This window comes from Pseudomonas brassicacearum, from assembly GCF_000585995.1.
GTDB classification, from domain to species: domain Bacteria; phylum Pseudomonadota; class Gammaproteobacteria; order Pseudomonadales; family Pseudomonadaceae; genus Aquipseudomonas; species Aquipseudomonas brassicacearum_A.
The window spans coordinates 5,969,019-5,982,479 of sequence record NZ_CP007410.1 but is presented as its reverse complement, the minus strand read 5'-3'; the positions used below and the strand labels follow the sequence as shown (position 1 = coordinate 5,982,479).

Annotated in this window: 9 protein-coding genes and 1 tRNA gene; all 10 read left to right on the top strand. The window is 56.1% G+C overall.

Annotated elements, in window-relative coordinates:
* Window positions 1–80: 80 nt before the first annotated feature.
* The 10 genes from tuf to rpoC all read left to right on the top strand — a co-directional run bounded on the left by tuf (window position 81) and on the right by rpoC (window position 13,305).
* Window positions 81–1,274, top strand: a complete 1,194-nt coding sequence (gene tuf / locus CD58_RS25740; protein ID WP_003186103.1) for an elongation factor Tu — start codon at window positions 81–83, stop codon at window positions 1,272–1,274.
* A 53-nt stretch (window positions 1,275–1,327) separates the two neighbouring features.
* Window positions 1,328–1,403, top strand: a tRNA-Trp gene (locus tag CD58_RS25735).
* Window positions 1,404–1,448: 45 nt separating this feature from the next.
* Complete coding sequence (gene secE / locus CD58_RS25730; RefSeq protein WP_003186101.1) at window positions 1,449–1,817, top strand: preprotein translocase subunit SecE; 369 nt, start codon at window positions 1,449–1,451, stop codon at window positions 1,815–1,817.
* Window positions 1,818–1,826: 9 nt separating this feature from the next.
* Entirely contained in the window at window positions 1,827–2,360 is a 534-nt protein-coding gene (gene nusG / locus CD58_RS25725; RefSeq protein WP_003186097.1) for a transcription termination/antitermination protein NusG, read from the top strand.
* A 117-nt stretch (window positions 2,361–2,477) separates the two neighbouring features.
* On the top strand, window positions 2,478–2,909 hold the full coding sequence (rplK, locus tag CD58_RS25720) for a 50S ribosomal protein L11 (protein WP_003176435.1): 432 nt from the start codon (window positions 2,478–2,480) through the stop codon (window positions 2,907–2,909).
* The gene (gene rplA, locus CD58_RS25715) at window positions 2,909–3,604 is read left to right on the top strand and encodes a 50S ribosomal protein L1 (protein WP_003186095.1); all 696 of its coding nucleotides are present in this window, start codon (window positions 2,909–2,911) and stop codon (window positions 3,602–3,604) included. Before rplK ends, rplA begins: the two co-directional genes overlap by 1 nt.
* 198 nt (window positions 3,605–3,802) lie before the next feature.
* Window positions 3,803–4,303, top strand: a complete 501-nt coding sequence (rplJ, locus tag CD58_RS25710; protein ID WP_025215759.1) for a 50S ribosomal protein L10 — start codon at window positions 3,803–3,805, stop codon at window positions 4,301–4,303.
* 78 nt (window positions 4,304–4,381) lie between these two features.
* On the top strand, window positions 4,382–4,747 hold the full coding sequence (gene rplL / locus CD58_RS25705; protein WP_025215758.1) for a 50S ribosomal protein L7/L12: 366 nt from the start codon (window positions 4,382–4,384) through the stop codon (window positions 4,745–4,747).
* Window positions 4,748–4,967: 220 nt separating this feature from the next.
* Complete coding sequence (gene rpoB, locus CD58_RS25700) at window positions 4,968–9,041, top strand: DNA-directed RNA polymerase subunit beta (protein ID WP_025215757.1); 4,074 nt, start codon at window positions 4,968–4,970, stop codon at window positions 9,039–9,041.
* A 64-nt stretch (window positions 9,042–9,105) separates the two neighbouring features.
* Complete coding sequence (rpoC, locus tag CD58_RS25695; RefSeq protein ID WP_025215756.1) at window positions 9,106–13,305, top strand: DNA-directed RNA polymerase subunit beta'; 4,200 nt, start codon at window positions 9,106–9,108, stop codon at window positions 13,303–13,305.
* The last annotated feature ends 156 nt before the right edge of the window (window positions 13,306–13,461 follow it).

Below are 13,461 nucleotides of genomic sequence, written 5' to 3'. Positions count from 1 at the left end.
ACAAGGCAGATATGAAAATATCTGCCTTTGTTTTAATGGCTTGTGTGACTTGTTAAATTCTTCTCCTGAGGGTGATTTCGATGGCTAAGGAAAAGTTCGAACGTAATAAGCCGCACGTCAACGTTGGTACTATCGGTCACGTCGACCATGGTAAAACCACGCTGACCGCTGCTCTGACTCGGGTCTGCTCCGAAGTTTTCGGTTCGGCCAAGGTTGACTTCGACAAGATCGATAGCGCCCCGGAAGAGAAAGCTCGTGGTATTACCATCAATACCGCCCACGTTGAATACGATTCGGCCGTGCGTCACTATGCACACGTTGACTGCCCAGGTCACGCTGACTACGTAAAGAACATGATTACCGGTGCTGCCCAGATGGATGGTGCGATCCTGGTTTGCTCGGCCGCTGATGGTCCGATGCCGCAAACTCGTGAGCACATCCTGTTGTCCCGTCAGGTAGGTGTTCCGTACATCGTTGTCTTCCTGAACAAGGCCGACATGGTTGACGACGCTGAGCTGCTGGAGCTGGTTGAGATGGAAGTGCGCGATCTGCTGAGCACTTACGATTTCCCAGGTGACGACACTCCGATCATCATTGGTTCGGCTCTGATGGCTCTGAACGGCCAAGACGACAATGAAATGGGCACCACTGCTGTCAAGAAGCTGGTGGAGACTCTGGATAGCTACATCCCAGAGCCTGAGCGTGCTATCGACAAGCCGTTCCTGATGCCAATCGAAGACGTATTCTCGATCTCGGGTCGCGGTACTGTTGTGACTGGTCGTGTTGAGCGTGGCATCGTCCGCATCCAGGAAGAAGTTGAGATCGTCGGTCTGCGTGATACTCAGAAAACTACCTGCACCGGCGTTGAGATGTTTCGTAAGCTGCTCGACGAAGGTCGCGCTGGCGAAAACTGCGGTGTGTTGCTGCGTGGCACTAAGCGTGATGATGTTGAGCGTGGCCAGGTCCTGGTCAAGCCAGGCACCGTCAAGCCGCACACAAAGTTCACTGCAGAAGTTTACGTTCTGAGCAAGGAAGAGGGCGGTCGTCATACTCCGTTCTTCAAAGGCTACCGTCCACAGTTCTACTTCCGTACAACTGACGTGACTGGTAACTGCGAGCTGCCAGAAGGCGTTGAGATGGTAATGCCGGGTGACAACATTCAGATGACTGTTACCCTGATCAAAACCATCGCGATGGAAGATGGTCTGCGTTTCGCTATCCGTGAAGGCGGTCGTACCGTCGGCGCAGGTGTCGTAGCCAAAGTCATCGAGTAAACAGTTGTAATGTCTTTTTCGGGCCGGCATAATGGTCGGCCTGATTTTGTTTTAGGTCAGTAGCTCAATTGGCAGAGCGACGGTCTCCAAAACCGTAGGTTGGGGGTTCGATTCCCTCCTGACCTGCCAGATTCACTTGGTGTGTCTGGCTTTCTTTTCACAGGATCTTCATAGATGACTCCTAAAGCTGAAGCTCAAGGCTCTCGCTTCGATCTGCTCAAGTGGCTAGTAGTAGTCGCTTTGGTGGTTGTTGGCGTTGTTGGTAATCAGTATTACTCTGCTTCGCCGATCCTGTACCGCGTACTCGCATTGCTTGCCATTGCTGCCGTTGCTGCCTTCGTTGGTCTGCAAACAGCCAAGGGTAAGTCGTTCTTTGTACTCGCGAAGGAAGCTCGCACCGAGATTCGTAAAGTCGTATGGCCGACTCGCCAAGAAACCACGCAGACCACGTTGATCGTTGTGGCTGTTGTTCTGGTAATGGCGTTGCTGTTGTGGGGGCTTGATTCCCTGCTCGGCTGGCTTGTTTCCTTGATTGTTGGCTAAGGGTGTCCCGTGGCTAAGCGTTGGTACGTTGTGCATGCTTACTCGGGTTACGAGAAGCATGTTATGCGCTCGCTGGTAGAGCGCGTCAAGCTGGCTGGCATGGAAGATGGCTTTGGCGAGATTCTGGTCCCCACTGAAGAAGTGGTTGAGATGCGTAATGGCCAGAAGCGCAAAAGTGAACGCAAGTTCTTTCCGGGCTACGTGCTGGTACAAATGGATATGAACGAAGGGACTTGGCACTTGGTCAAGGATACCCCTCGGGTGATGGGCTTCATTGGCGGTACCGCCGATAAGCCTGCACCGATTACCGATAAAGAGGCAGAAGCGATTCTGCGTCGCGTCGCTGATGGTAGCGACAAGCCGAAGCCGAAAACGTTGTTTGAACCAGGTGAGGTTGTACGCGTCACCGATGGTCCATTCGCCGATTTTAACGGCACGGTTGAAGAAGTTAACTACGAAAAGAGCCGGATCCAAGTGGCAGTGCTCATTTTCGGTCGCTCTACCCCGGTAGAGCTAGAGTTCAGTCAGGTCGAAAAGGTCTGATTGAGCAGGCATCCCAACCCCGCAGCCCTAGGCTGTGGGGTTTTGTCGTCACTGGGATAAACGCGCAAGTAACCGGGGAGCCTTTCGAGGCGTTCGAACCCGTAATTGGAGTGCCTCATGGCCAAGAAAATTACCGCTTACATCAAGCTGCAAGTGAAGGCCGCTCAGGCTAACCCAAGCCCACCTGTTGGTCCTGCTCTGGGTCAGCACGGCGTGAACATCATGGAATTCTGCAAGGCCTTCAACGCCCGTACTCAGGGTCTTGAGCCAGGTCTGCCGACTCCAGTGATCATCACTGTCTACAGCGACCGTAGCTTCACCTTCGAAACAAAAAGCACCCCTGCTTCGGTTCTGCTGAAGAAGGCTGCAGGTTTGACCAGCGGTTCCGCTCGTCCAAACACCGTTAAGGTTGGCACCGTTACCCGTGCTCAGCTGGAAGAAATCGCGAAAACCAAAAACGCGGATCTGACTGCAGCTGATATGGATGCAGCCGTGCGTACTATCGCCGGTTCTGCTCGTAGCATGGGCCTTAACGTGGAGGGTGTGTAATGGCTAAGCTGACCAAGCGCCAAAAGGCTATCGCCGGCAAAATCGAAGCAGGCAAGGCCTACAACTTTGTAGACGCCGCAGCTCTGCTGGCCGAGCTGTCGACTGTCAAGTTCAGCGAGTCGTTCGACGTTGCTGTAAACCTGGGCGTTGACCCACGTAAATCCGACCAGGTCGTTCGTAGCGCTACTGTGCTGCCACACGGTACTGGCAAGACTGTTCGTGTTGCCGTTTTCACCCAGGGCCCAGCAGCTGAAGCTGCTCTGGCTGCTGGCGCTGATCGCGTAGGCATGGACGATCTGGCTGCTGAAATGAAAGGCGGCGACCTGAACTATGACGTGGTTATCGCATCCCCGGATGCCATGCGCGTTGTAGGTCAGTTGGGTCAGATCCTCGGTCCACGTGGTCTGATGCCTAACCCTAAAGTCGGCACCGTAACGCCAGACGTAGCCACCGCGGTTAAAAACGCCAAGGCTGGTCAGGTTCGTTATCGCACCGACAAAAACGGCATCATTCACACCTCCGTTGGCAAGATTGGCTTCGATGCCGTCAAGCTGAAAGAAAACGTTGAAGCCCTGATCGCTGATCTGAAGCGTATCAAGCCAGCTTCTTCGAAAGGTATCTACGTCAAGCGCGTTACCCTGAGCACCACCATGGGCCCAGGTCTGGTCATCGATCAGAGCTCGCTCGACGCGTAAGACTCAGGTTGGCGCAAGCGATTGCGCCAATCGAAAAATTGGGGTCCCTGCCTGGCGGGGGCTGTCCAAGACCGTAGGCGACGCAAGTCTTAAACCACAAGCCTACGCAGATGGTGCTCCCGGTTCCTTACCGAATCAGACACCAAAACGACATTCGGTTTCGACCGGATGAAACGGTAACAAGCAGGAGTTAAACCCGTGGCAATTAATCTCGAAGACAAGAAGGCCATCGTCGCTGAAGTCAACGAGGCTGCCAAAGTCGCTCTTTCCGCTGTTGTGGCTGATGCCCGCGGTGTGACAGTAGGCGCTATGACCGGACTCCGTAAAGAGGCTCGTGAAGCTGGCGTATACGTACGTGTTGTACGTAATACCCTGCTCAAGCGCGCTGTTGCTGACACTGAATACAGTGTCCTCAACGACGTGTTCACTGGCCCGACTCTGATCGCGTTCTCCAAGGATCATCCGGGCGCTGCTGCCCGTCTGTTCAAGGAATTCGCCAAGAGTCAGGATAAGTTCGAGATCAAGGCAGCTGCGTTCGAGGGCAAGTTCCTCGCAGCTAACCAAATCGACGTACTGGCAACACTGCCGACCCGTAACGAAGCCATTTCGCAGCTGATGAGCGTGATTCAAGGCGCTACCAGCAAGCTGGCTCGTACTCTGGCTGCAGTTCGCGAGCAAAAAGAAGCTGCCGCAGCCTAAGGCTGAGCATTTTCTCTCGCGCTTTTTTGTTTATTTCGATGGCCGCGTAGGCCGTCCCCCAATTTAGGAATTAGAGTCATGTCTATCTCTCAAGACGATATCCTCAACGCCGTAGCTGAAATGTCCGTTCTGCAGGTTGTTGAGCTGATCAAAGCTTTCGAAGAAAAATTCGGCGTTTCCGCTGCCGCTGCTTCTGCCGGTCCAGCTGCTGCTGCCGCCGTTGTTGAAGAGCAAACCGAATTCAACGTCATGCTGACCGAAGCTGGCGAGAAGAAAGTTAACGTGATCAAGGCAGTACGTGAACTGACCGGTCTGGGCCTGAAAGAAGCCAAGGCTGTAGTTGACGGCGCTCCTGCCATGGTTCTGGAAGCTGTTTCGAAAGACGCAGCTGACAAAGCCAAAGCAACTCTGGAAGAAGCAGGCGCTAAAGTCGAGCTGAAGTAAGCATCGACTTTGCGTCTCCAGCCCGAGCGTTAAGCGACAGGCTGATGGCTGGTGGCTCTTGCCACCGGCCTTTTTCCGTTATTGGCAGCCGACTGGGTCGGTGCCGATAGCGAGCTGTAACCACCCGATGTGGTGGCGCAAACCATGGGGTTTGCACGATTTTCTGGCTGCTCCCGTCGGGAGGGGCCAAACAAGCAGGTGACCAAGCTGGGGAACGCTGATGGCTTACTCATATACTGAGAAAAAACGTATCCGCAAGGACTTTAGCAAGTTGCCGGACGTCATGGATGTGCCGTACCTCCTGGCCATCCAGCTGGATTCGTATCGTGAATTCTTGCAAGCGGGAGCGACTAAAGATCAGTTCCGCGACGTGGGCCTGCATGCGGCCTTCAAATCCGTTTTCCCGATCATCAGCTACTCCGGCAATGCTGCGCTGGAGTACGTCGGTTATCGCCTGGGCGAACCGGCATTTGATGTCAAAGAATGCGTATTGCGCGGTGTAACTTACGCCGTACCTTTGCGGGTAAAAGTGCGCCTGATCATTTTCGACAAAGAATCGTCGAACAAAGCGATCAAGGACATCAAAGAGCAAGAAGTCTACATGGGTGAAATCCCCCTGATGACTGAGAACGGTACCTTCGTAATCAACGGTACCGAGCGTGTAATCGTTTCCCAGCTGCACCGTTCTCCGGGCGTGTTCTTCGACCACGACCGTGGCAAGACGCACAGCTCCGGCAAACTGCTTTACTCCGCGCGCATCATTCCTTACCGCGGCTCGTGGCTGGATTTCGAGTTCGACCCGAAAGACTGCGTATTCGTGCGTATCGACCGTCGTCGCAAGCTGCCTGCATCGGTACTGCTGCGTGCGCTCGGCTACACCACCGAAGAAGTACTGGACGCGTTCTACACCACCAACGTCTTCCACGTGCAGGGTGAAAACCTTAGCCTGGAGCTGGTGCCTCAGCGTCTGCGCGGTGAAATCGCTGTCCTCGATATCCAGGACGACAAGGGCAAGGTTATTGTCGAGCAGGGTCGTCGTATTACCGCTCGTCACATCAACCAGCTGGAAAAAGCCGGGATCAAAGAGCTGCAGGTGCCTCTGGACTACGTCCTGGGTCGTACCACCGCCAAGGTCATCGTGCATCCGGCTACCGGCGAAATCCTGGCAGAGTGCAACACCGAGCTGAACACTGAGATCCTGGCGAAAATCGCCAAGGCCCAGGTCGTTCGTATCGAAACTCTGTACACCAACGATATCGACTGTGGTCCGTTCATCTCCGACACGCTGAAGATCGACTCCACCGGCAACCAACTGGAAGCCCTGGTCGAGATCTATCGCATGATGCGTCCTGGCGAGCCGCCAACCAAGGATGCAGCCGAGACCTTGTTCAACAACCTGTTCTTCAGCCCTGAGCGCTATGACCTGTCTGCGGTCGGCCGGATGAAGTTCAACCGTCGTATCGGTCGTACCGAGATCGAAGGTTCGGGCGTGTTGAATAAAGACGACATCGTTGCGGTGCTCAAGACTCTGGTCGACATCCGTAACGGCAAAGGCATCGTCGATGACATCGACCACCTGGGTAACCGTCGTGTTCGCTGCGTAGGCGAAATGGCTGAGAACCAGTTCCGTGTTGGCCTGGTGCGTGTAGAGCGCGCGGTCAAGGAACGTCTGTCGATGGCTGAAAGCGAAGGCCTGATGCCGCAAGACCTGATCAACGCCAAGCCAGTGGCTGCGGCGGTGAAGGAGTTCTTCGGTTCGAGCCAGCTGTCTCAGTTCATGGACCAGAACAACCCGCTGTCCGAGATCACCCGCAAGCGTCGTGTCTCTGCACTCGGCCCGGGCGGTCTGACCCGTGAGCGCGCTGGCTTCGAAGTTCGTGACGTACACCCGACTCACTACGGTCGTGTATGCCCGATCGAAACGCCGGAAGGTCCGAACATCGGTCTGATCAACTCCCTGGCTGCCTATGCGCGCACCAACCAGTATGGCTTCCTCGAGAGCCCATACCGTGTGGTGAAAGACGCTCTGGTCACCGATGAGATCGTCTTCCTGTCCGCCATCGAAGAAGCCGATCACGTGATCGCTCAGGCTTCGGCCACGATGAACGACAAGAAAGTCCTGATCGACGAGCTGGTAGCTGTTCGTCACCTGAACGAGTTCACCGTCAAGGCGCCGGAAGACGTCACCTTGATGGACGTCTCGCCGAAGCAGGTAGTTTCGGTCGCAGCGTCGCTGATCCCGTTCCTCGAGCACGACGACGCCAACCGTGCGTTGATGGGTTCGAACATGCAGCGTCAGGCTGTACCGACCCTGCGTGCCGACAAGCCGCTGGTGGGTACCGGCATGGAGCGTAACGTTGCCCGTGACTCCGGCGTTTGCGTCGTGGCTCGTCGTGGCGGTGTGATCGACTCCGTCGATGCCAGCCGTATCGTGGTCCGTGTTGCCGATGACGAAGTTGAAACTGGCGAAGCCGGTGTCGACATCTACAACCTGACCAAGTACACCCGCTCCAACCAGAATACCTGCATCAACCAGCGTCCGCTGGTGAGCAAGGGTGATCGGGTGCAGCGCAGCGATATCATGGCCGACGGCCCGTCCACCGATATGGGTGAGTTGGCACTGGGTCAGAACATGCGCATCGCGTTCATGGCATGGAACGGCTTCAACTTCGAAGACTCCATCTGCCTGTCCGAGCGTGTTGTTCAGGAAGACCGCTTCACCACGATCCACATCCAGGAACTGACCTGTGTGGCCCGTGACACCAAGCTTGGCCCAGAGGAAATCACTGCAGACATCCCGAACGTGGGTGAAGCTGCACTGAACAAGCTGGACGAAGCCGGTATCGTTTATGTAGGTGCTGAAGTAGGCGCAGGCGACATCCTGGTGGGCAAGGTCACTCCGAAAGGCGAGACCCAGCTGACGCCGGAAGAAAAACTGCTGCGTGCCATCTTCGGTGAAAAAGCCAGCGACGTTAAAGACACCTCCCTGCGCGTGCCTACCGGCACCAAGGGTACCGTCATCGACGTACAAGTCTTCACCCGTGACGGCGTTGAGCGTGATGCTCGTGCACTGTCCATTGAGAAGACTCAACTCGACGAGATCCGCAAGGACCTGAACGAAGAGTTCCGTATTGTTGAAGGCGCAACTTTCGAGCGTCTGCGCTCCGCTTTGGTTGGCCATAAGGCCGAAGGCGGCGCAGGCCTGAAGAAAGGTCAGGAAATCACCGACGAAGTTCTCGACGGTCTTGAGCATGGTCAGTGGTTCAAGCTGCGCATGGCTGAAGATGCTCTGAACGAGCAGCTCGAGAAGGCCCAGGCCTATATCGTTGATCGCCGCCGTCTGCTGGACGACAAGTTCGAAGACAAGAAGCGCAAACTGCAGCAGGGCGATGACCTGGCTCCGGGCGTGCTGAAAATCGTCAAGGTTTACCTGGCAATCCGTCGCCGCATCCAGCCGGGCGACAAGATGGCCGGTCGTCACGGTAACAAGGGTGTGGTCTCCGTGATCATGCCGGTTGAAGACATGCCGCACGATGCCAATGGTACCCCGGTCGATGTGGTCCTCAACCCGTTGGGCGTACCTTCGCGTATGAACGTTGGTCAGATCCTTGAAACCCACCTGGGCCTCGCGGCCAAGGGCCTGGGCGAGAAGATCAACCGTATGATCGAAGAGCAGCGCAAGGTCGCTGACCTGCGTAAGTTCCTGCACGAGATCTACAACGAGATCGGCGGACGCAACGAAGAGCTGGACACCTTCTCCGACCAGGAAATCCTGGATCTGGCGAAGAACCTGCGCGGCGGCGTTCCAATGGCTACTCCGGTGTTCGACGGTGCCAAGGAAAGCGAAATCAAGGCCATGCTGAAACTGGCAGACCTGCCGGAAAGTGGCCAGATGCAGCTGTTCGACGGCCGTACCGGCAACAAGTTCGAGCGCCCGGTTACTGTTGGCTACATGTACATGCTGAAGCTGAACCACTTGGTAGACGACAAGATGCACGCTCGTTCTACCGGTTCTTACAGCCTGGTTACCCAGCAGCCGCTGGGTGGTAAGGCGCAGTTCGGTGGTCAGCGTTTCGGGGAGATGGAGGTCTGGGCACTGGAAGCGTACGGTGCTGCATACACTCTGCAAGAAATGCTCACAGTGAAGTCGGACGATGTGAACGGCCGGACCAAGATGTACAAAAACATCGTGGACGGCGATCACCGTATGGAGCCGGGCATGCCCGAGTCTTTCAACGTGTTGATCAAGGAAATTCGTTCCCTCGGCATCGATATCGATCTGGAAACCGAATAACACGTGACGCGAATCGAGAGCGGGGCTGTGTTGCCCGCTCTCTGCTCCGCCAGGAGGAAAGGCCTTGAAAGACCTACTGAATTTGCTGAAAAACCAGGGTCAAGTCGAAGAGTTCGACGCCATCCGTATTGGATTGGCCTCGCCTGAGATGATCCGTTCGTGGTCGTTCGGTGAAGTTAAAAAGCCGGAAACCATCAACTACCGTACGTTCAAACCCGAGCGTGACGGCCTGTTCTGCGCCAAGATCTTTGGCCCGGTAAAGGATTACGAGTGCCTGTGCGGTAAGTACAAGCGCTTGAAGCACCGTGGTGTGATCTGCGAGAAGTGCGGCGTTGAAGTTGCGCTGGCAAAAGTTCGTCGTGAGCGCATGGCTCACATCGAACTGGCCTCGCCGGTTGCCCACATCTGGTTCCTGAAATCGCTGCCGTCCCGTATCGGCCTGCTGATGGACATGACCCTGCGTGATATCGAACGCGTTCTCTACTTCGAGAGCTATGTCGTTATCGATCCGGGCATGACCACCCTTGAAAAGGGTCAGCTGCTGAACGACGAGCAGTACTTCGAAGCGCTGGAAGAGTTCGGTGACGATTTCGATGCCCGCATGGGTGCCGAAGCTGTCCGCGAGCTGCTGCACGCTATCGACCTGGAACACGAGATTGGCCGTCTGCGTGAAGAAATTCCGCAAACCAACTCCGAAACCAAGATCAAGAAACTGTCCAAGCGTCTGAAGTTGATGGAGGCCTTCCAGGGCTCCGGCAACCTGCCAGAGTGGATGGTGCTGACCGTTCTGCCGGTACTGCCGCCAGATCTGCGTCCACTGGTTCCGCTCGATGGCGGTCGTTTCGCGACTTCCGACCTCAACGACTTGTATCGTCGAGTGATCAACCGTAACAACCGCTTGAAGCGCCTGCTTGATCTGTCCGCTCCGGACATCATCGTGCGTAACGAAAAGCGTATGTTGCAGGAAGCTGTCGATGCTCTGCTCGACAACGGTCGTCGTGGCCGCGCTATTACCGGTTCCAACAAGCGTCCTCTGAAATCCCTGGCTGACATGATCAAGGGTAAGCAGGGTCGTTTCCGTCAGAACTTGCTCGGTAAGCGTGTTGACTACTCCGGTCGTTCGGTTATTACCGTAGGCCCGACCCTGCGTCTGCACCAGTGCGGTCTGCCGAAGAAAATGGCCCTGGAGCTGTTCAAGCCGTTCATTTTCGGCAAGCTGGAAATGCGTGGTCTCGCTACCACCATTAAAGCGGCCAAGAAGATGGTCGAGCGCGAGCTGCCAGAAGTCTGGGACGTTCTCGCCGAAGTGATTCGCGAACACCCAGTGCTGCTCAACCGTGCACCGACCCTTCACCGTCTGGGTATCCAGGCGTTTGAACCGGTACTGATCGAAGGTAAGGCTATCCAGCTGCACCCGCTGGTCTGTGCTGCGTACAACGCCGACTTCGACGGCGACCAAATGGCCGTGCACGTGCCGCTGACGCTGGAAGCCCAGCTCGAAGCGCGCGCGTTGATGATGTCTACCAACAACATCCTGTCGCCAGCCAACGGTGAGCCAATCATCGTTCCGTCGCAGGACGTTGTATTGGGTCTGTACTACATGACTCGTGAAGCGATCAACGCCAAGGGCGAAGGTCGTGTGTTCGCGGATCTGCAGGAAGTTGACCGGGTGTTCCGTGCTGGCGAAGCCGCACTGCATGCCAAGGTCAAAGTGCGGATCAACGAAACCGTGAACGATCGTGATGGCGGCAGCGTGACCAACACCCGTATCGTCGACACCACTGTCGGCCGTGCGCTGTTGTTCCAGGTTGTGCCAAAAGGCCTGTCTTTCGATGTCGTCAACCTGCCGATGAAGAAAAAGGCGATCTCCAAGCTGATCAACCAGTGCTACCGCGTGGTTGGTCTGAAAGAGACCGTGATCTTCGCTGACCAGTTGATGTACACCGGCTTTGCTTATTCGACCATTTCCGGCGTTTCCATCGGTGTTAACGACTTCGTTATCCCGGATGAAAAAGCCCGCATCATCGGTGCTGCTACCGAAGAAGTGAAAGAGATCGAAAGCCAGTACGCCTCCGGCCTGGTAACCCAGGGCGAGAAGTACAACAAGGTGATCGACCTTTGGTCCAAGGCGAACGACGAAGTATCCAAGGCGATGATGGCCAACCTCTCGAAAGAGAAAGTCATCGACCGTCATGGCAACGAAGTCGACCAAGAGTCCTTCAACTCGATGTACATGATGGCCGACTCGGGCGCACGGGGTTCTGCTGCGCAGATCCGTCAGCTCGCCGGTATGCGTGGCCTGATGGCCAAGCCGGACGGTTCCATCATCGAGACCCCGATTACCGCGAACTTCCGTGAAGGTTTGAGCGTACTTCAGTACTTCATCTCCACTCACGGTGCTCGTAAGGGTCTTGCGGATACCGCGTTGAAAACCGCGAACTCCGGTTACCTGACTCGTCGTCTGGTAGACGTCGCGCAGGATCTGGTCGTGACCGAGATCGATTGCGGCACCGAGCATGGCCTGGTCATGACGCCGCACATTGAAGGCGGTGACGTTGTAGAGCCGCTGGGTGAGCGCGTATTGGGTCGTGTCATTGCCCGTGACGTATTCAAGCCAGGTACCGAGGAAGTCATCGTTCCTGCCGGTACCCTGGTCGACGAGAAGTGGGTCGAGTTCATCGAGCTCAACAGCATCGACGAAGTGATCGTACGTTCGCCGATCAGCTGCGAAACCCGCTACGGCATCTGTGCCAAGTGCTACGGTCGCGACCTGGCTCGTGGTCACCAGGTGAACATCGGTGAGGCGGTCGGCGTTATCGCTGCCCAGTCCATCGGTGAGCCGGGTACCCAGCTGACGATGCGTACGTTCCACATCGGTGGTGCGGCAAGCCGGACCTCCGCAGCCGACAGCGTCCAGGTGAAGAATGGCGGTACTGTCCGTCTGCACAACCTGAAGCACGTAGAGCGCGTGGACGGCCACCTGGTGGCTGTATCCCGTTCCGGTGAGCTGGCAATCGCTGACGACTTCGGTCGTGAGCGCGAGCGTTACAAGCTGCCGTACGGTGCTGTGATTTCGGTCAAGGAAGGTGACAAGGTCGACGCTGGCGCTATCGTGGCCAAGTGGGATCCGCACACCCACCCGATCGTGACCGAAATGAAAGGTACCGTGACCTACGTAGGCATGGAAGAAGGCATCACGATCAAGCGTCAGACCGACGAATTGACCGGTATGACCAACATTGAAGTACTCGACGCGAAAGATCGTCCAGCTGCCGGCAAGGACATCCGTCCGGCCGTGAAGATGGTCGACGACAACGGCAAGGATCTGTTGCTGCCAGGCACTGACGTAATCGCTCAGTACTTCCTGCCAGCCAACGCCCTGGTCGGTGTAGCGGACGGTGCGCGGATCGCGATCGGTGATGTTATCGCTCGTATCCCGCAGGAAACTTCGAAAACCCGCGACATCACCGGTGGTCTGCCGCGTGTTGCCGACTTGTTCGAAGCCCGTCGTCCGAAAGAAGCCTCGATTCTGGCTGAGGTCAGCGGCACCATCGCGTTCGGTAAAGAGACCAAGGGCAAGCGCCGTCTGGTCATTACCCCGAACGACGGTAGCGATCCGTACGAAGAGTTGATTCCGAAGTGGCGTCACCTGAACGTCTTCGAAGGCGAACAGGTAAACCGCGGCGAAGTCATCTCCGACGGCCCGAGCGATCCACACGACATCCTGCGTCTGCTGGGTGTGAGTGCGCTGGCCAAGTACATCGTGAACGAGATCCAGGACGTTTATCGTCTGCAAGGCGTGAAGATCAACGACAAGCACATCGAGACCATTCTGCGTCAGATGCTGCGTAAGGTCGAAATCGCTGAGTCCGGCGATTCGAGTTTCATCAAGGGCGACCAGATGGAACTGACTCACGTACTGGTAGAAAACGAGCGCCTGGCTGCGGATGACAAGTTCGTATCCAAGTTCACTCGCGTTCTGCTGGGTATTACCAAGGCATCGCTGTCCACCGAATCGTTCATCTCGGCGGCTTCCTTCCAGGAAACCACCCGTGTACTGACCGAAGCGGCGGTGACCGGCAAGCGCGATTACCTGCGTGGCCTGAAAGAAAACGTGGTCGTGGGTCGTTTGATCCCGGCAGGTACCGGTTTGGCCTATCACAGCGAACGCAAGCGTCGCCGCGATGCAGACAAGCCGTTGCGCGTAAGCGCCAGTGAAGTGGAAGCTGCACTGACCGAAGCACTGAACTCGAGCGGTAACTGAGTTCAGCAGTAATTAAGTGCCTGGCCCTGGTCATCCCGTTCGCCGAATCGAGACAAATTGTCGAGATCTGGCGAGCGGGGAGGTCGGGGCCTTGCCTTGACTGGGAACAAGATCCTCTTTAGACTCTTGATCCCCTAAATTTGGCGGGAATTCGTT